Origin of the sequence: Kitasatospora sp. NPDC059803, from assembly GCF_042732255.1 — a bacterium.
Lineage (GTDB): Bacteria > Actinomycetota > Actinomycetes > Streptomycetales > Streptomycetaceae > Kitasatospora.
Map to the genome: position 1 here is coordinate 13,480 of NZ_JBHWIJ010000068.1, position 16,979 is coordinate 30,458.

The following is a 16,979-nucleotide window of genomic DNA, read 5'->3' on the forward strand; positions in this document are numbered from 1 at the left end:
CTTGGGGGGGGGGGGCCACCCCCCCCCTCGCCGTTTTGATCAGACGGCAGCTGCTGTTGCTCGTCCGGCTCCGACGGTTACGGCTCGGCGTCCGGGCGGCGCTTCTCCTCGAAGAGGGCCGACTGCCCCGCCAAGAGGCTGTCCAGGAACCGGCCGTGCTGCGGGAGCGTGCGGTCCTCGGGCTCCAGGGCCGGGGTGAGGGCCTGAGGAACCTCGGTCTGCCGGCCTTCGGCCCGCGGCTTTTCGGCCTGCGGCGTTTGGATGCGTAGGGTTTCGCTCTGGAGGACTCGGGCCCGGAGGACTTGGGTCTGTGGGACCTCGACCTGGCGGACCCGCCCGGCGCCCAGGACACCGAGCGCCTCGGCGAGACAGGTCATCGCCTGACCAGTCTCGGCCTCCCTCTCCCCCGGCCTCTCCCCCGTGCTGGTCTCGTCTTCCACCTGGGCGCGGTCGCGCGGCGACGTATGTGACTTCGCGGCTCTCGCTGCCTTCGCACCGCCCCGGCCGGCCATCGCCGCCCCCGTGCGCGACGCGGCGGACTCCTTCCGAAGCCGGTCGACCTCCGTCTCCAGTGCCGCCAGGCGCATCCGCAGGTCGTCGAGCTCGCTCATGCTCCCCCTCGTTCAGGACCGTCCCCGGCCTCCCACGACCGTTGACGTGCCGCTTCAGCCTAGCCGGGCGCCCCCGGGCCGCCGCCCCCGGCTACGGACTTGGCCACAGGTACGCCAGTTCGCTCGCCACCCACACGTTCGCATAAGGCGACGGCACGTAGTTCGGACGCTGCCGCAATGCTGTTACTCCGCCTCATGAGCATCGGGAGCGGCCACTGAAACCTCGCGGCCGTCGGCGCCTCATCGGGTTGCGGCTCCGGGCAGTTCGCAGAGGTCGAGCAACTCGTGGAGGCGGTCAGCGGCCAGATTCGGGTTGGCTGCGGCTCCTTCCGCGTGCTCCGGGTCGTTCAGCAGGGCCGAGACCAGGTCGAGGGGAAGGCGTGGATTGGCTGCCGCGGCTTGACGGACGCTGGGTTCGGGGTCGGCGAGCAGGTGGACGGGCGGCTGGGCCAGGCCGGCGTCGGAGGCGGCCAGAGCGCGGACGTCCGGGTCGTCGTGGTCGAGCAGGTGGTCCAGGCCGGTGCGGGGTAGACGGGGCAGCGTGAGCAGGTAGGGCCGCTGGCGCGGTGCGGCGATGAAGGCGTCGAGAACGAGTGCGGGCGGTGCCAGCGGGTGGTTGAAGGCCAACAGATGGCGCACGTCCGCGTCGGCGTCCTCGGCCAGACGGTGCACCAGCTCCGCCGACAGCAGGGGGCAGGTCGCGGCGACTCGGCGCAGCTGAGGATCCGCGGACGCGGCGCACGCCTCGTACCAGCTTGTCCCCGGCTCGACGAACATCTCGCCGACAGCACCGACGTTCTCGACGGCGTGGCCGAAGACCCGGTCGATGGCGGCGCGCTGCGGCCAGGTCCGCGGCAGTGGGTGCAGCTGGGCCCGGGCCCGTACGGCGCTGTCCGGGTCCTGGGCCAGTTCCGCCAGGAGTGGCGGGTCCAGGTCGGCTCTGGCGGCCACCTGCTTGCGCACGTCCGGATCGGGGTCGTGGGCGAGGCGGGCGACGATGTCGCCGGGCGTGTGGGGGTTGCGGGCAAGCGACCACAGGTCGCGCCGTTCGGCGAGGCACTGCTCGGCCACGGCGTGGGAGACGGCGTAGCTGATGAGCAGAAGATTCCGGGCGTGGCAGTCGCGTTCCGGCAGCTCCGCTTCCATCGCCGCCGGGTCCAGGATCCGGCGGTGGTCATGGGCGGCCTCCGCGACGGTGGGATCCGGGTCGGCCAGGAGCGCGTCGCGTTGGCCCGGAGTCAGCCACAGCCACAGGCCGGCGGCCTGGGCCCGAAGTACGGGGTTCGGGTGGTCGAGCACCCTGAGGTGGAACGATGCACGGATCTGCCCGGAGAACGCCAGCTCCTGCCGGATCTCGTCTGCGCTGAGCAACTGGTCCCGATGGTGTTCGTCGCGGGTGGTCAGCAGGATTTCCAGGACGTCGTCGGGCAACGGCTCGGCCCTGCTCAGGCGCGGGCGCGGACCTGCGGCAAGGCTCGCGCGGACGAAGGCATCGGGGTCGTCGACCAGCCGGCCGCGCTGTTCGGGAACGGCGTGCCGGTTACGCGCGAAGGCGCGGCGGACCGTCTGCTCGGGGTGTGCGAGCACCGCCTCGACGACCTCTGGGGGAAGGGCACGTTCCTGGCAGAGGGCCGTCCAGACCGCCCGCCCCTGCGGGGCCAGTAGACGCAGCAGAACCTCGGACGGCGCAGCCCGGTTGGCCGCGACGCCTCGCAGCCACGGTTCCGCGAGAAGAGAGGAGGACATCGGGACATCGTGGCAGCGAGTACGGCACCGCGTCGACGGGTTCGCTGAACCTGACGGCCCACCGATCCGAAGCTGCCGACTTTGATCGACCATTGCTGCCTCCTGAATTTTCCGCGGAAAATTCAGGAGGCAGTGAGCGAGTGGGGCCGACGTGTCATCTGGATCGGGCTGCCGCTCCCCCGCTGGCTCAGCTTTCCACCGCTGAATTTTCTGCGGAAAATTCTGCGCCTTCGGACTGGGCGCTGCGGAATCGGCGGCCCGCTGGCGGACCTTCGGTCGTGCTGCGGCTGCAGTGGATCAGGTCGACTGACACAGTCTGGGGCGGTCATTCTCGACGTCGCGGGCAAGGCGGGGGCTCGTGGTGATGAGCATCTGGCGGGCCGTCCGGAGTGAGTTACGGGAAGCCGATCAATCCCCCGGGTCGTCCCGGTGTCCTCTCTGAGGCTCCGAATTTTCTGCGGAAAATTCCGAGATGCGGTTCAGCAGTCCGGGCTGTCGAAGCGGCCGGTTTGGCGGAGGAAGAAACGGGATGTCTGTCTCGACCTGGACGGGCGTGGTTCAGGATGGATGGTCGTCATCGTGGCAGCGCCCGCCGGCGTTGGCTACCAGAACCAGTGCGGTGGGCGCTCCTGCCCTCGGTGCGGGCCTGCGGGCAATCGCTGCGCAGTGAGCTCGGAGCAGGCGATTTTCCGCAGAAAATTCTCCATGTCCAGGGCAGCAGCCGTGGGGCAGAAGCTTCTGCCGCTCCTTGCCCTGGCGGCGGATGATGGGCAGAGTAGCTGTGCGTCCTGGCGGCCATCGGTCTCATGGATTCGCACGCTCTCTGCCGTTGGCACAGCACGGCGGACACGCGCCATTGGAGTGGGGTCCGGACGGCGTGTGACGTCATCTCGGGGAACCTGTCAGTCCCCCGGGTCGTCCCGATGTTCTCTTTGAGACCCCCGAATTTTCTGCGGAAAATTTCGTGGTGTGGTTCAGCAGTCCGGCTCTCTGGTCCATGGCGGTCTGAAGGGAGCGGTACTCGGCTAGTTGGCGAACGACCCCGAGGGCGAGCCCGAGCAGGCCGTGTCGGTCCTTTCCGACGGAGCGTCCCGGTATCGGCTTGCGGTTGTGGTGGGGCTCAGCTGTGTGTGAGGGAACTGTCGAAGTTGCCGGTTCGGTGGCGAGGAAACGGGATGTGTGCTCCGACCTGGACAGGTACGGTTCAGGATGGATGGTCGTCATCCTGGCAGCGCCCGCCGTCGTGGCCTACCAGAGCCAGTGCGGTGGGCAATCGCTGCGCAGTGAGCTCGAAGCAGGCGATTTTCCGCAGAAAATTCTCCATGCTCAGGACAGCCGTGGGGCAGAAGCTTCTGCCGCTCCTTGCCCCGGCGGCGGATGATCAGCAGAGCAGCTGTGCGTCCTGGCGGCCATCGGTCTCATGGATTCGCACGCTCTCTGCCGTTGCACAGCACGGCGGACACGCGCCGTTGGAGTGGGGGCCGGACGGCGTGTGACGTCATCACGGGGAGTCGATCAATCCCCCAGGTCGTCCCAGTGTCCTTTCTGAGGCCCCGAATTTTCTGCGGAAAATTTCGCGACGCGGTTCTGCAGTCCGGCTTCCTGGTCCACCGCGATCCGAAGAGAGCGGCACTCGGCCGGCTGGCGAACGACCCCGAGGGCGATCCTGGGCAGACCTGTCGGTCCTTTCTGGTGGAGCCGTGCCATCGGCCCGCGGTCGTGATGGGCACTCAGCCACGTGTGGGGGAGTCGTTGAGGCGACTGATCCAGCCTGAAGTAGATGGCGCGTCTGTCTCGACCTGGACGGGTATGGCTCGGGATGGACGGCCGTCATTCTGCAGCGCCCGTCGGCGTCGTCTACCAGATGGCGCTTCTTCGCTTGGCGCAGGCAGGCAATCGTCGCGCCGCGAGCCTCGGAGGGCGCGTCGCGTCATCAGGGAGGATCCAGCAATTCCCCGGGCCACCCCAGCGCCCTACCTGAGGTCCGCCGAATTTTCTGCGGAAAATTTCGCAGCGCGGTCCACCGCAGTCCGAAGGGACTGGCACCCGGCTGGCTGGCGAACGATCCTGCGGGCTTGCTCGGCCGGACCGTGTGGGGCGGGCCTGCGAGTCGCATCATTGGCCTGCAGTTGTGACGGGGGCTCAGTCGTGTGTGGGGGAGCTGTTGAAGTGACTGATTCAGCATGGAGGAACGGCGCGTCTACCTCGGACTGGATGGGTGTGGCCCACGATGAATGTTCGTCATCGTGGCAGTGTCCATCGGCGTCGCCTACCAGAACCTGTGCGGTGGGTGCTCCTGCGCCCGGCGTGGGCAGGTGGGTAGTCGTCGCGCAGCGAGCTTTGGACGGCATGACTGTGTCCGGGGCCAGGGGGTCGCGGCTCGGTGATTTTCCGCAGAAAATTCGTCGGCGGTCGGGCAGGGGCAAGGCCGCTGTTGCTCTTCGCCTCGGTAGCGGATGACTGGGTACGCGTCCTGCCACGGCCCGCGTCGACAGGCTCTACGACTCCGGCGAACCGGCCTACCTGTGCAGGCGCGGCATCCGGCGCACCATCCTGGAGAAGACCTACCAGATCCGTAGCCGAAAGAAGCTCGGCGGCGGCGACGGGGTACGACGAGTTGGCTGTCCGCTACGAGGCAACCGCGTTGATCGCCGCCATATCCGAGTAGCTGCGAAACGCCCCCCGCTGCGATCATGTGGCGGTGAACGATGGACTGCCCGACGGCTGGACGATCGAGCGAGTGCGCTCCGCATCAGAGGATCCTGAAGCCGCCCTGCTCACCCTCGAACGACTGGTCGTGGTCGAGGAGCACGGCCGCGCGGACTATGTCTCACTCCGACCCGACGTCATCCTGTCCCTCCACGGCCTGTGCCTCGTGCGAGCGGACGACGACTGGTACATGGGCGAGCTCGACTCCGACGGCTCAGTCATCTGCTGGGCCGCCTACGGTCCCGACTTGGGCGAAGTCATCCAGGGGTTGTGACGTATCAGGCGATCGGCTTGATCGCTTTCACAGCGTGCCTCAGTGGGGGAGAGGAACCACCCCCACGTGCCGTGATAGGCGCTCCCCCGTAGGAGACCGCAGGGGAGTCGAAGCCGTCGGCAATTCTTGTGCCGCGAGGGCGGGGGCCGCTTGCTGGGAACCGGCACACAGCGCTCGCGCCAATCGGAGCCCGATCTGTCCAGCAGTCAGCCGACGGATTTTCCGCAGAAAATTCGAGGGCTTCGATGGGGGAGCAGCATCAGCATCCGGACCAGCCGACTGGAAAGCGCACGCTCACGTGCTGCACAGCCACGGCTCGGACCCGGGTTCGGGTTCGGGTTCCGGCTCATCAAGGGGCTTCCGTGCCGCCGATCCATGCCGTCCGGGCTGGCTCTTCCGAGCTTCTCCGTGAAGGCCGGCCATAGTTCTCGACGGACATCCATCGTGCCCACGGCAATGGCAACGAAAGAGGCTGGCAACGGACGATGCCGGGGACGGCCGATCCATGGGCCTTCGTCGAGGGACTCTGAATTTTCCGCGGAAAATCCGATGCGCCATCGGCCAAAGCGATGCTCTGGACATCCACGGCGGCGTCGAGTTCGCCATCTCTACGTCCGCCGTTTGACCTGCTCTACGGTGCCTCTGCCTTCACGATCGAACCAGCAGCTCGTATCCGACCGGACCGATGGCCCCGGAAGTGCTCACCGGGACAGGACCGCCACCTCCCGATCTCGACCGTACGGCTCATACCTCGGAGAGAACCCGGCCAGTGGGGCAGCGGGCCACAGCTGATGCCGGTCGTCGAACGCATTGGGGTCAAGGGCCCCGGCATGGTCATCCGCGCACACCCCCGACTGCCGCGGCAACTGTCGCTACCTGTGAAGGCGCCAGATTCAAGCACACCATTCCGGAGAAGCAGGATCAGCGGGCCAACCGTCGGCGACGAGGCAGCTGAGGAGATTGGCCGGGCTTCGACAAGGAGATGTGCAAGCGCCGGAACGAGGTCGAGCGCACGGTCGAAATCGGCTCGGTGTCCTAGATCCGCCTGTGGCCCAGGTCGAGGGTCGGTTCGATTTCAGGACGTGGGCCCGTTCGGTCAGGCCCGTCTCGATGTCGTCCCAACCCGGGCAGTGCAGCCACAGGGCTCTGCGTTGCCTTCCGCATCAGTGCCGGCTCGCCCGGCCGTGGCAGAGGTACGAGCCGGTACGCCAGACTCCGTATCTGCACCGGCAGGCAGCCCCGTCAGCTGGGTGCGGGCACAGCACCTTCAGCATGGCGAGGATCGCATCCGCGTCGGCGAAGGCCAGCTCCCCGGCGAAGTAGTGCTCGTCATCGCCGTAGCCACTGAAGCGGACGCCTCGTGACGGGCTTTCCAACGGCGGCGGCAGCCGTGGCCAGCCTGGCGATGGCGCCGACGGCCGGTATCTCGGTGCTGCCACGAACCCTGGCCTACCGTGAGGCGGAGGACCGGAGGGGAAGGGCAGAGGGTGAAGGTCCAACTTGCCAAGCTGCCGCAGCGGGCTGCGGTACGCCTGAGGTCGAGCTGGCCGGCCAGGAGGTGGCGGAGCCGGGGGCAGGCTTCCGGCGGAAGGAGAAGCGAGCGCGATGTTCGGCACCCGTCCGGCGTGGGTGTGAGAGCGAGTGGCCTCTTCGAGGCCTCGGGAGCCGACTCCTCAGCGGTCAGAGGCGATTTTCATGCCGTAGGCCACTTCACGTTCAAGGGCCTGAACACAAAAGACATCAGAAGACCCCTAATAAACAAATCCCGATACAGCGCTGTTCTCGGACGACGTGGTGCTGGGCATGTCGACCCGTAGCCTTCCGGTAGCGCCCGAGCCCTTCGATATTTAGTTCGCACACACAAGAGAGGAGGCGGTCGTCCGGATGAGTGGTGCGGACGCGGTGGCCGAGGTGAGCCACGTCGACGGTCGAGACTTCGCGACGTGTCAGGTGATCGACCCGACGAGTCCGGATGTGGGGGAGAGGGCGGGACGCGGCCTGGGGGAGTGGCGGAGCGTCGTCCACCAGAGCCGGGCGCCTCGCGCGGACAGGAGCCCGGTGCGCGGGGATGACTCCCGCTGTCGAGGTGTCACGGGACTCTGTGAGTCGGTGACCGAGTCCTGGAAGCTCATTGACGCCTGGCTGGCGAAGAATGCACCGGCCAGCCTGGCCGAGCTTCGCCCGCCCGCATCGCCCGAAGCCGTCGGGCGCACCGAGGAGCGGCACGAGCTCGGGATCCCCGCTGATCTGCGCGCGTCGCTGCTATGCCATGACGGAGACGACGCCTACATCGCTGTCCTTCCGTGCGGCCCCTGTACTCCACGGAGGGGATCGTCGAGATCCGCACCATGCGGATGAGGATCTGGGGCACCGATGATCCGGACCAGCGGGACGACCCGTGGTGGGGAGCGCCGTGGGTCCCGTTCGCCGGCCGCGACGGCGACGAGCACTTCATCGACGTCGGGCCCGGCCTGTGGCACAACCACCTCGGAAGGGCCGCCCACGACGACTCCGCCCACTTCACCGGCTGGCCGAGCCTTGCCACCTGGCTCCATGCCGTCACCCAGGCGATGCTGCACCACGACGACCGCGACCACGTCGAACCAGTCAGGTCGCCAATTCGCTTTTGTGTCAGGGTAGTTGAACGATAGATCTCGCCGAATGAACGGAACTCGGTTGAACGACAAGCCCTTTGTGAGAGTCCCGCTCGGGCGTCGGGAACCCAACAACTGAACTGGGTGGGCCGGTCTTCGGTGTTGCCCACTACCTGGTTGAAGAGCCCGCGATGCGGTGTGTCATCACATCCCGCACGAGGCCCGCCGTGAAAGCCAGTTGCAGGTGTCTGGTCATCGGACGCGACATGACCGTGGCGAGTGCGGTGCCGGACACCGGCCGAACTCCGCTGCCTACACGAGAAGTTCGGAGCCTGTCGGCTGGAAGTCGCCTACGAATGGCTCCCGATAGCGGAGGCCTTCGCGAAGCCGTCCACGGTGCCCGGAGGGCAGTGCCGTCAGTGGCGCCGCAGGTGACGTGAGTGGGTCGCTGCCCGGCCGGTCACACCTGGTGCCGTCGGGGCAGTTCGGCGTGCCTGACCGGGGCGGAGGCCAGGGCGAGGGCCGCGCCCAGGCCGGCGACGGCGCCACAGCCGAGGAACACCGGTGCGGCGCCCCAGGTGCCGATGGCGGCGCCGACCAGCGGGTAACACAGGGGCGCGAGACCGACCATGGTGAGCATGACGACGGAGGTGACCCGGCCGAGATAGGCGGGGTCCGCGGCGGCCTGGATGAGGGCGTTGTCCAGGGCGCCGGAGACGCCCAGGCTCAAGCCGACAACTGCGGCCAGCACCGCGGCGGTCCACAAGGTCGGGACCAGTGCCATGGCGGCCGCTCCCGTGCAGCCCACGAGCAGTGTCGCGGCCAACACGAGGCCCGCGCGCGGCAGCCACCCGACGACGGCGAGCAGCGCGGCGCTGACCGCCGCTCCGGCGCCGAAGGAACCGACGATCCACCCGTAGCCGGAAGGCCCCCAGCCGCGTTCGGCGTTGAGCAGCACCATGCCGACGTTGAGGGTGCCGGTGAGGCCGAGTTCGCAGACGGCTCCGGCGGCGACGAGCGGGCCGATGAGGCGGTGGCGGCGGATGTAGCGCAGCCCGTCGAGGAGATCGGTGCGCGCGCTGCCGGGTTGCGGAGCGTCCTCGCCGCGTGTTCCGAGGGGACGTATTCGTACCGTCAGCAGAAGCGGCAGGGAGAGGGCGAAGAGCAGGCCAGCGGTGGCGAAGGCGGCGGCCGCACCGCCGAGGCCCATGGCGAGGCCGCCGATCGGCGGGCCCGCGATCTGGCCGAGGCGCATCGACAGGGACCGCAGACCGGTGACGCGGGCAAGCTGGTCGGGGCCGGTGATCCGCGGCGGGAGGGCCCCGACGGCGGGGATGAACAGCGCGTCCACGGCGCCGAAGACGAGCGCCACCGCGACCAGGACCCACAGGACCGGCGCGGTCAGCGCGATGCCGGCGGCCACCGCGAGGATGAGCAGGCAGCGCAGGGCGTCGCTGCCGAGGATCACCCGACGGGGGTCGGTCCGGTCGGCCAGCACGCCCCCGCCGAGCATGAGCAGCGCCCGCGGGAGCGCCCCGGCGGCCATGACGAGGCCCACCTCGGTCGGGCCGCCTGCCTTCTGGGCGGACCAGCCGAGGGCGACGAAGTACACGCTGTCGCCGACGAGCGAGGCGGTGTACGCGGCGAGCCAGCGCAGCACGTTGCCGTCACGGAAGGCCGGGATGCCGACGCGTTCGGGCGGGGCCGTTTCGGGCGGGGCCGTTTCGGGTGGTGCTGTCTCCGCGGTGGCCATGATGGGCTCCAGCAGGTCGGGACACATCCGTGTCAGGTGCGGGACGGGAAGAGGCGGAAGGGGCACAGAGGAGGAGGCGTCAGGGGCGAAAGGGGAAGCCGTAGAGGTGCACGGACACGTGCTCGCGGTCCTCGGTGTCGCCGGCTGCCTTGGCGGCCTTGCCGCGCTCCCGCCAGCGTCGCCCCAGCGCCACGAGTTCGCCGTTAAGCTCGGCGAGTTCGGCCGGCGTCAGGTCGAGCATCCACTCGGAGCTGAACGCAGAGTCCGTCCACACCTTGCCCCAGGCGGCGCCCTGGTCCAGGTAGGCGCGGTACTGGGAGGCCCGGGTCTCGACGATGCCGCGGGTGACCGCGCCGACTGCGGCGGCTCCCTCGGGCGTGCCCGCGAAGTTCGAGTCCTGAAAACCCCAGCCCTCCTCGGAAGCCACCTGCCACCACCGTTCGCGGCCGTCCGCACTGCGGCCGCTCGCCGCGGTCACGAAACCGTGTTCGGCCAGCTTGCGCAGGTGGTAGCTGACCAGCGACGGGGCCGCGTCGACCTGTTCGGCGAGCTGGGAGGCGGTCGCGGTGCCTGCGGCGTACAGCAGCCGGTAGAGCTGCATCCGTAGCGGGTTCGTGAACGCCTTCAAGCGGGACAGGTCGGTGATCTGGTCGGGCTCGCGCTCGGGTTGCATGTCCCGACCGTAGGTCTGAAGGGAAAATTGCGCAATAAAGTTTTCAGATCTTCGGAGGAGCGATTTCCCAGAGGGGTGATGCCGCCACCGCGTGGCCCGCTTCGGCGGTCGCCAGCCGACCACCCCGTCGGCGCGCGCAGTTCGGCGATCTCACAGTGGAAGCGCCGCGCGACCTGGACTCGGCCGCTCTCGATCCGGCCGGCGCCGACGGCGGGGCGGGGGTGGGTGCCGGGCAACGGCCTGGTCCAGATCGTGCTGCTGGCATCGGCGGTGACGTCCGGGCGTTGGTGCCTGACGCTGTCGGAGATCTCGGAAATCAAGTGTCGGGGCATGATCCGATCGGCCTGATGACAGAGCGTCTCCCCCAGCGCGGGATCTGTCCGTCCGGCGGGACCTCCGGGTGGGATCGCCGAGCCTGTCGCTCAGGGGCAGTTAGCCCCAGCATCTGTCACGAATACTCAGGAAACGGCTCGGAACTGCTGAAAGCGCCGCAGCCGGGATGGCCGGTGATCATACTGGATTGCATGGATGCATAAGACACGCCCGTGCCCCGCCGTGAGATCTACGACGCCAGGAACAAAGAGAGCCTCCCGGGCGCCCTGGTGCGCTCCGAGGGCGAGGCTGCGAGCAAGGACGAACTGGTCAACAGCGTCTACGACGCGCTCGGCACCACCTTCGACTTCTTCCTCACCGCGTACGGCAGGAACTCCCTCGACGGCGAGGGCGGCCCACTTCGGGCGACCGTCCACTACGGTGACAAGTTCGCCAACGTGTTCTGGAAGGGCGGGCGACTGGTTCTCGGCGACGGCGACGGCGAGTTCGTCCAGCTGCGTCCACGCGACCTCCTCGACGTCGTCGCGGCCAGCGTGAGCGGGCAGATCCTGAACCCGCAGCTCATGTACTTCGGTCAGTCGGGGGCGCTCTCCGAGTCCATCAGCGACGTCTTCGCCTCCCTCGTCAAGCAGTACTCGCTCGGCCAGAGCGCCGACCGGGCCGACTGGCTCCTCGGCGCCGGAATGCTCTCCCCTGGTCTCAAGGCCAAGGCGCTGCGCTCGCTGGCCGCACCCGGCACCGCCTACGACGATCCCCGGCTGGGCAAGGACCCCCAGCAGGCCCACATGGGCGGCTACATCGAGACCCAGCAGGACAACGGCGGGGTGCACCTCAACTCGGGTATCCCCAACCGCGCTTTCCACCTCGCCGCCACCGCCATCGGCGGCAACGCCTGGGAGAAGGCCGGCCGGATCTGGTACGACGCCGCGACCGGCGGCAAGCTCGCCGCCGACGCCACGTTCGCCGACTTCGCCAAACTGACCGCGACCATCGCCGAGGACCTCTACGGCACTGGGACCGAACTGGACGCCGTCAACAACGTCTGGAAGTCGGTCGGCGTCCTCTGACCCCTTCCTCACCAACAGGTTGTCCGGCGGGCCCACAGGACAGGGCTCCGCCGGAAGAACGCGCCGAGCCGTTCGGCGTCCTCCGCCGCGTCGCTGGGTTTCCCTCGGCCGGGGTCACCCCGGTGGCTTCGAGAACGATCAAGTCAGCCCCCGGGGTGGGTGGCGGCGCGCCAGGACCATGGCCGTTGGACGCCCTGCCGGTTGAGGAAGTCCTGCAAGGCTGTCGGCTGCAGCACGGGCACAGGTGCCGGCGCGGTTGGGGGAGGGGCCGGGGACGGACCGGTCAGGCCAGCCAGCGCAGCACGGTCCAGGGGCCGGCGGGCAACGGGGAGAAGACGAGCGTGGGTACCAGGAGCAGTCCGGCACTCACCCACCAGTAACGCCGGCCCCGTAGGCCGGTCAGGCTGCGGAGCCCGAGGTTGACCAGCCACCACAGCAGGCCGAAGACCGTCCAGACGACGACGCCGGCCACCACCCACACCATCGGGCCGTCGTTCTCGGTGGGTTCGCGCTGCCCGAGCCCGAGCCAGACCAGCGGGTAGTTGAGGAAGAACACCAGCGTGAACATCAGCGGGACCATGGCGGCCAACCCCAGCGCGACGTTGACCAGCACCGGGGCCGCCCACGCCGCCCGCCTCGGCCGGGCCTCAGGCGCTGCGCAGGGGTGCATGGTGCTTCTCCAATGCCCGGTAGAGCTCGGTCAGTTCGACGCCGTGTTTGCCCTGCGGCAGGGCCCGTGACCGGGCCGTCGTAGCGTCGGGAAGTCGATGGTGGGGGTGTTGTATTCGTCCCGCACGCTGGTCAGCCGCGGGCAACGTCCTCGGACGCTGCCCGGGCGAGGGTGTCGGCCACCGTCGTGCAGGCGAGCCGGGCCACGGAGCGCAGTTCGGCGTCGGGGGTGCCTGCCCGGCTCAGTACGGCCAGCGACTGGGTGACGGCGACGACGAATACGGCGAGTTCGTCGAGCGTCCGGGGGGCGGCCGAGGAGTCCGCCAGTGCCGTGCGCACCCGTTGGCGCTGCGCGTCGAGCAGACGGCGCACCTGCGCGTTGTTCTCCTCCTTCAGCGTCGGCGACTGTGCGGCGGACTGGGCGATGAGGCACCCGGCGGGGACCGACGGGTCGGCGATGCGGTCCAGGACGACGCCGAAGAACGCCTCGACCGCGCGCACCGGATCACCGGGGTGCGCCGCGAGCGCCTGCTCGTACTGCGTGCCGTAGATGGACGCGTAGCGGTCGAGGCACTGGCCGAAGAGGGCGTCCTTGTTGCCGAAGGCGCCGTAGAGGGAGCCGCGGCCCAGGCCGGTGGCCGAACCGAGGGCATCGAGTGAGGCGTCGGCGTACCCGCGCTGCCAGAACACCTGCATGGCCTGGTCCAGTGCCGCGCTGATATCGAACTGCTTCCGGCCGGACACGGCGTGCACCTCTCCTGCTTCTCTGCTGTCCCACGTCTCTGTGGCGAGCCTACCTGCATCTTGGACCGATCGGTCAGTTCATCTTTGACTGATCAGTCCAAGATGGCTAGCGTGCAGGCAGGCGGTTCCCGGACCCGAAGGCCTGCCGGCGGCCGGCCGCCAGCCGGACCGGGCGGTTCCCGCCGTCTCGGCGAACCCGTCAACCCTGTGCCTCCGAAGGATGATCATGAGTCTGTCGCCGACCCGCCCGCCCACGCCCGAAGGCCGCGGTTCCGTCTCCCGGGTGCCGAACCTCCCGGCCGGCTTCACCGACACCTTCACCAGCCGCTACGTCGACACCGGCGAACTGCGCCTGCACGCCGTCACCGGCGGCGAAGGGCCTGCGCTGCTGCTGGTCGCCGGCTGGCCGCAGACGTGGTACGCCTGGCGCCTCCTGATGCCGGCGCTGGCACAGGACTTCCAGGTCGTCGCGGTCGACCCGCGCGGCGTCGGGCTGTCCGACAAACCCCCGGGCGGGTACGACACCGGCACGCTCGCCCGCGACCTGGTGGCGCTGATGGACGCGCTCGGGCACCGGCGGTTCGCCCTGGCCGGCCACGACGTCGGGATGTGGACCGGTTACGCCCTGGCTGCCGACCACCCCGACCGGCTCGACCGCCTGGCCGTCGCCGAGGCCGCGATCCCGGGGTTGTCCCCCGCACCGCCCCTCCTCGGCAGCCGGGAAGTCAACGACCGCCTCTGGCACTTCGCCTTCAACCGCCTCGCCGACGTCAACGAAAAGTTGGTCAGCGGGCGCGAACACCTCTACTTCGGCCACCAGTTCGCCACGAAGTCCGCGAAGGCACTGCCCGACCACGCCGTCCAGCACTACGTCGACACCCTCGCCGCCGACCCGGAAGCCCTGCGGGCCAGCTTCGAGTTCTACCGCGCACTCGACACGACCATCGCTCAGAACCAGGAGCGCCGGACTCGACGGCTGGCCCTGCCCGTTCTGGCGATCGGAGGAGCGGAGAACCTGGGCGCCTCCGTCAGCGAGACGATGGAGCTCGCCGCCGACGACGTGCAGGGCCTCGTCCTCCCCGACTGCGGCCACTACCCGGCCGAGGAGGCCCCACAGGCGATGCTGGCCGCCCTGACCGCGTTCCTGGCCCCGTACCGGGACGGGGAGACCGCAGAGGACGCCCCCACGGCCCGCGTCGGCCCCACCACCCCGGCCTGTGACTGACCCCCGTGCTGGAGGGGGAGGGGCTTCTTTCTGGCCTGCGCGGAGCAGTGATGCCTTTACCGTTTCTTGATCAGGGCTCACGCTGCCGGATATAGCGAACTGCGGTGATCTGTTGAACTGTCAGGAAACGGCAGGGAGGTGTTCCATGCGCCAGGGCTGCGTGGGGGCGCACGGCTGTTCGGGGCGGCCGGTGAAGGCGAATGCGTCCCGGTGGCGGTGCCGTCCCTATGCCGCTGCCCGTGCGTCATGCTCTCTCGCGATGGCGGGATTCGGGGCCGGGTCGTCGGGGATATTCGGCGGGTCCTCGGAAATCAGGGGCTCAGAGAAACGGACATTGTGCTTCATGACACGCGGGTCGTGTCGGCATCAGGCCTGATCATCTGGAATGCTGTTCCAGTCCGCCGTCACCGGCTTTGATCGGCGGGCATCCGCAGTACCGGGCAAGCGGCCCGGGAAGCCCACGGAGAGAACGGAACATCATGAAGCCATCTGTACTTGTCGTGTCCACTGACCCTCAGGGATCGGCCGTCGTCTGGGCGGAGCGGGTGGGGGACAACCTGCCCTTCGATTTCATGGCGGCGCACGACCAGGCCGATCAGCTGCTCCACCTCAAGAACACCGGTGCCAAGGTCCACGTCATCGCCAACCAGAAGGGCGGCGTCGGCAAGACCACGACCACGGTGAACCTCGCGGCGTGCACCTTCGACGTCCTCGGCGAGAAGGACGAGTACGAGCACATCTTCATCGACACGCCGGGCACCCTGGCCGATGAGGAGATCCTGCGCAGTGCTCTGGAGATAGCGGATGACGTCCTGGTCCCGATGATCACCGAGCCGTTGTGCTTCGACCCGACGGCGCGGACGATCCAGAAGGTCATCGAGCCGATGGACATCCCCTTCCGGGTCGTCATCAACAACTGGGACCCCCGGGACGGCCGCGCCGACCTGGAGGACACCGAGGCGTACATCGCCGCGAAGGGGTGGCCGCGGGCCAAGACGGTCCTGCGGCGTTACAAGATCCACTCCCGGGCGGTGGCCGAGGGAACGGTCGTCACCCAGTACAAGGAGAGCGGCACCGCCTACCGGGCCCGCGAGGACTTCTTCCGGCTGTCCCTCGAGCTCGGATACGGGGGTCGCTGATGGCCGGCCGTCGTGTTTCCTTCGCCTCGATGGCGGCCGACCCGGTCGTCGACGCCCCCGGGGTGGTCAGCAACCAGGAGACTCCGGCCCGGTGGGTCCCCACGGGGCCGGACTCTCCGGCCCGGTGGGTTCCCACCGCCAACTGCCTCCCCAACCCGCGCAACCCGCGCGACGACCTGGGTGACCTGTCGGACCTGGCAAGCATCAAGGACCGCCAGCTGCAGAGCTGCCTCGCCGTCACCCCGGACGCGTACCTCCGGCTCTGGCCGGAGGACGAGGGCCTGCTCGCTGCGGGCCCGCAGGACGTGGTCATCGTCAACGGCAACCGGCGCCGGGCCGCTGCCGCGCTGTACGGGCGCGAGCAGCTGCTCGTCGTCGTCGACGACTCGGTGGCGGACTCCAAGGCGACCCTGCTGCGTGCGGCGCTCGACGAGAACATGGCGCGCAAGGACTTCGACCCGATCGAGGAGGCCAACGCGGTCCTGCTCATCGTGGCGCAGTACGCCACCGCCAAGGAGGCCGCCGAGGCGGAGGGCTGGTCCCAGAGCTGGATCTCGCACCGCAAGAACCTGCTCAAGCTCCACCCCGAGCTGCAGCGGCAGGTGCGGGCCAAGGCGCGGGGCGAGGAGGGCGTCTCCATCAACGTCGCCCGCCGTCTGGGATCGGTCAAGGGCATCGAGGCGATGTCCCTGGCCGAGCAGACGGAGCAGCTGGAGCAGCTGCTCCAGGCCGACGCCGACGCCGTCGCGGCCAAGCGGGCGGCGAAGCTGGGAGCCCGGGCGGCGGCGGCTCAGGCCTCCGCCGACGGGGCGACTCCTCAGCCCGCGCCGCAGCGACCCGTCGCATCCGCGAGTGGGCCTGCGGAGAGCGCGACCGCGACCGCGGCTGTGAGCGCGGCTGCGTCCACGGCCACCGTCACGCCGTCGCCGGTGGATCCGTCGCCGGCGGATCCGTCGCCGGCGGAACCGTCGGCCTCGGCTACCCGGTCGAAGCCCGCCAGTTCCGGCGCGGGTGAGAGCTCTGCTTCGGCTCCGAGCACCGAGTCTGCTTCGAGCACGGAGTCCGCTCCGAGCGCCGAGCGATTTTCCGCGGAAAATTCCGAGCCTCTCCCGATGCCGGAACAGCGAGCCGAGGCCTCCCCGGCCGAGCAGTCGTCGGCCACGCCGTCCGCGGAACTCGGCGATGTCGACTGGCACGACGTCGAGGAACTCGCCGACGCCATCTGCCGCACCCTCTCGGCCGACGAGGCCTACCGCCTCGCCGACGCCCTGGGCAACCCTCTGCGGACGACCAACAGCTGAAGCGTCCTCCGGGGGGGGCCCCCCCCGGGGGCGGCGCCCCCGGGGGGATCCCCCCCGCCCCCCCGCGGGGGCGGGGCCCCTCCCCCCGGACCCCGTAAACCCGGCCCCGCCCCCTTCGTGCTGTCAGGTCCGGCCGGGCTC

General features: G+C 69.3%; 13 protein-coding genes and 1 pseudogene. 8 read left to right on the forward strand and 6 right to left on the reverse strand.

Features of this window, described 5'->3' with window-relative positions; genetic code table 11:
• Positions 1-77: 77 nt before the first annotated feature.
• Both ACFV6I_RS14165 and ACFV6I_RS14170 read right to left on the reverse strand, forming a co-directional pair.
• Positions 78-611 (reverse strand): hypothetical protein, encoded by a 534-nt coding sequence (locus ACFV6I_RS14165; protein ID WP_380425327.1) that lies wholly within the window; start codon positions 609-611, stop codon positions 78-80.
• Between the two features lie 240 nt (positions 612-851).
• On the reverse strand, positions 852-2,357 hold the full coding sequence (locus tag ACFV6I_RS14170) for a hypothetical protein (protein WP_380425329.1): 1,506 nt from the start codon (positions 2,355-2,357) through the stop codon (positions 852-854).
• A gap of 1,213 nt (positions 2,358-3,570) precedes the next feature.
• On the opposite strand from ACFV6I_RS14170, the gene ACFV6I_RS14175 reads away from it, so the two are divergent.
• The 4 genes and pseudogenes from ACFV6I_RS14175 (at position 3,571) to ACFV6I_RS14190 (ending at position 7,991) form a co-directional block, all read left to right on the forward strand.
• Positions 3,571-3,738: a hypothetical protein gene (locus ACFV6I_RS14175; protein WP_380425332.1), complete on the forward strand. Its 168-nt coding sequence runs from the start codon at positions 3,571-3,573 to the stop codon at positions 3,736-3,738.
• Positions 3,739-5,058: 1,320 nt separating this feature from the next.
• Positions 5,059-5,340: a hypothetical protein gene (locus ACFV6I_RS14180; RefSeq protein WP_380425333.1), complete on the forward strand. Its 282-nt coding sequence runs from the start codon at positions 5,059-5,061 to the stop codon at positions 5,338-5,340.
• A gap of 892 nt (positions 5,341-6,232) precedes the next feature.
• Positions 6,233-6,358, forward strand: a pseudogene (locus ACFV6I_RS14185) (IS5/IS1182 family transposase); the annotation flags it as partial.
• 1,285 nt (positions 6,359-7,643) lie between these two features.
• Entirely contained in the window at positions 7,644-7,991 is a 348-nt protein-coding gene (locus ACFV6I_RS14190) for a hypothetical protein (RefSeq protein ID WP_380425335.1), read from the forward strand.
• 403 nt (positions 7,992-8,394) lie between these two features.
• Here ACFV6I_RS14190 and ACFV6I_RS14195 read toward each other — a convergent pair whose 3' ends face one another.
• A complete protein-coding gene (locus ACFV6I_RS14195) occupies positions 8,395-9,687 on the reverse strand; it encodes an MFS transporter (RefSeq protein ID WP_063352810.1) in 1,293 nt (430 codons plus the stop codon).
• A 79-nt stretch (positions 9,688-9,766) separates the two neighbouring features.
• Complete coding sequence (locus ACFV6I_RS14200; RefSeq protein WP_063352539.1) at positions 9,767-10,360, reverse strand: transcriptional regulator; 594 nt, start codon at positions 10,358-10,360, stop codon at positions 9,767-9,769.
• Positions 10,361-10,905: 545 nt separating this feature from the next.
• Between ACFV6I_RS14200 and ACFV6I_RS14205 the strand changes: the two genes are divergently transcribed.
• Positions 10,906-11,760 carry a M4 family metallopeptidase gene (locus ACFV6I_RS14205; RefSeq protein ID WP_380425338.1) on the forward strand — a complete coding sequence of 285 codons (855 nt, stop codon included), beginning with the start codon at positions 10,906-10,908 and terminating at the stop codon, positions 11,758-11,760.
• 283 nt (positions 11,761-12,043) lie between these two features.
• Here the strand turns inward: ACFV6I_RS14205 and ACFV6I_RS14210 are convergent, their stop codons facing one another.
• Together ACFV6I_RS14210 and ACFV6I_RS14215 are read right to left on the reverse strand one after the other, a co-directional pair.
• On the reverse strand, positions 12,044-12,430 hold the full coding sequence (locus tag ACFV6I_RS14210; protein WP_380425340.1) for a hypothetical protein: 387 nt from the start codon (positions 12,428-12,430) through the stop codon (positions 12,044-12,046).
• 131 nt (positions 12,431-12,561) lie between these two features.
• Positions 12,562-13,173: a TetR/AcrR family transcriptional regulator gene (locus tag ACFV6I_RS14215; protein WP_380425343.1), complete on the reverse strand. Its 612-nt coding sequence runs from the start codon at positions 13,171-13,173 to the stop codon at positions 12,562-12,564.
• Between the two features lie 226 nt (positions 13,174-13,399).
• Between ACFV6I_RS14215 and ACFV6I_RS14220 the strand changes: the two genes are divergently transcribed.
• From ACFV6I_RS14220 to ACFV6I_RS14230, 3 genes are all read left to right on the forward strand, one after another.
• Positions 13,400-14,398 (forward strand): alpha/beta fold hydrolase, encoded by a 999-nt coding sequence (locus tag ACFV6I_RS14220; RefSeq protein ID WP_380425346.1) that lies wholly within the window; start codon positions 13,400-13,402, stop codon positions 14,396-14,398.
• 500 nt (positions 14,399-14,898) lie between these two features.
• Complete coding sequence (locus ACFV6I_RS14225) at positions 14,899-15,537, forward strand: ParA family protein (protein ID WP_279634975.1); 639 nt, start codon at positions 14,899-14,901, stop codon at positions 15,535-15,537.
• Positions 15,537-16,838, forward strand: a complete 1,302-nt coding sequence (locus ACFV6I_RS14230; RefSeq protein WP_380425349.1) for a ParB N-terminal domain-containing protein — start codon at positions 15,537-15,539, stop codon at positions 16,836-16,838. Before ACFV6I_RS14225 ends, ACFV6I_RS14230 begins: the two co-directional genes overlap by 1 nt.
• Positions 16,839-16,979 lie beyond the last annotated feature (141 nt).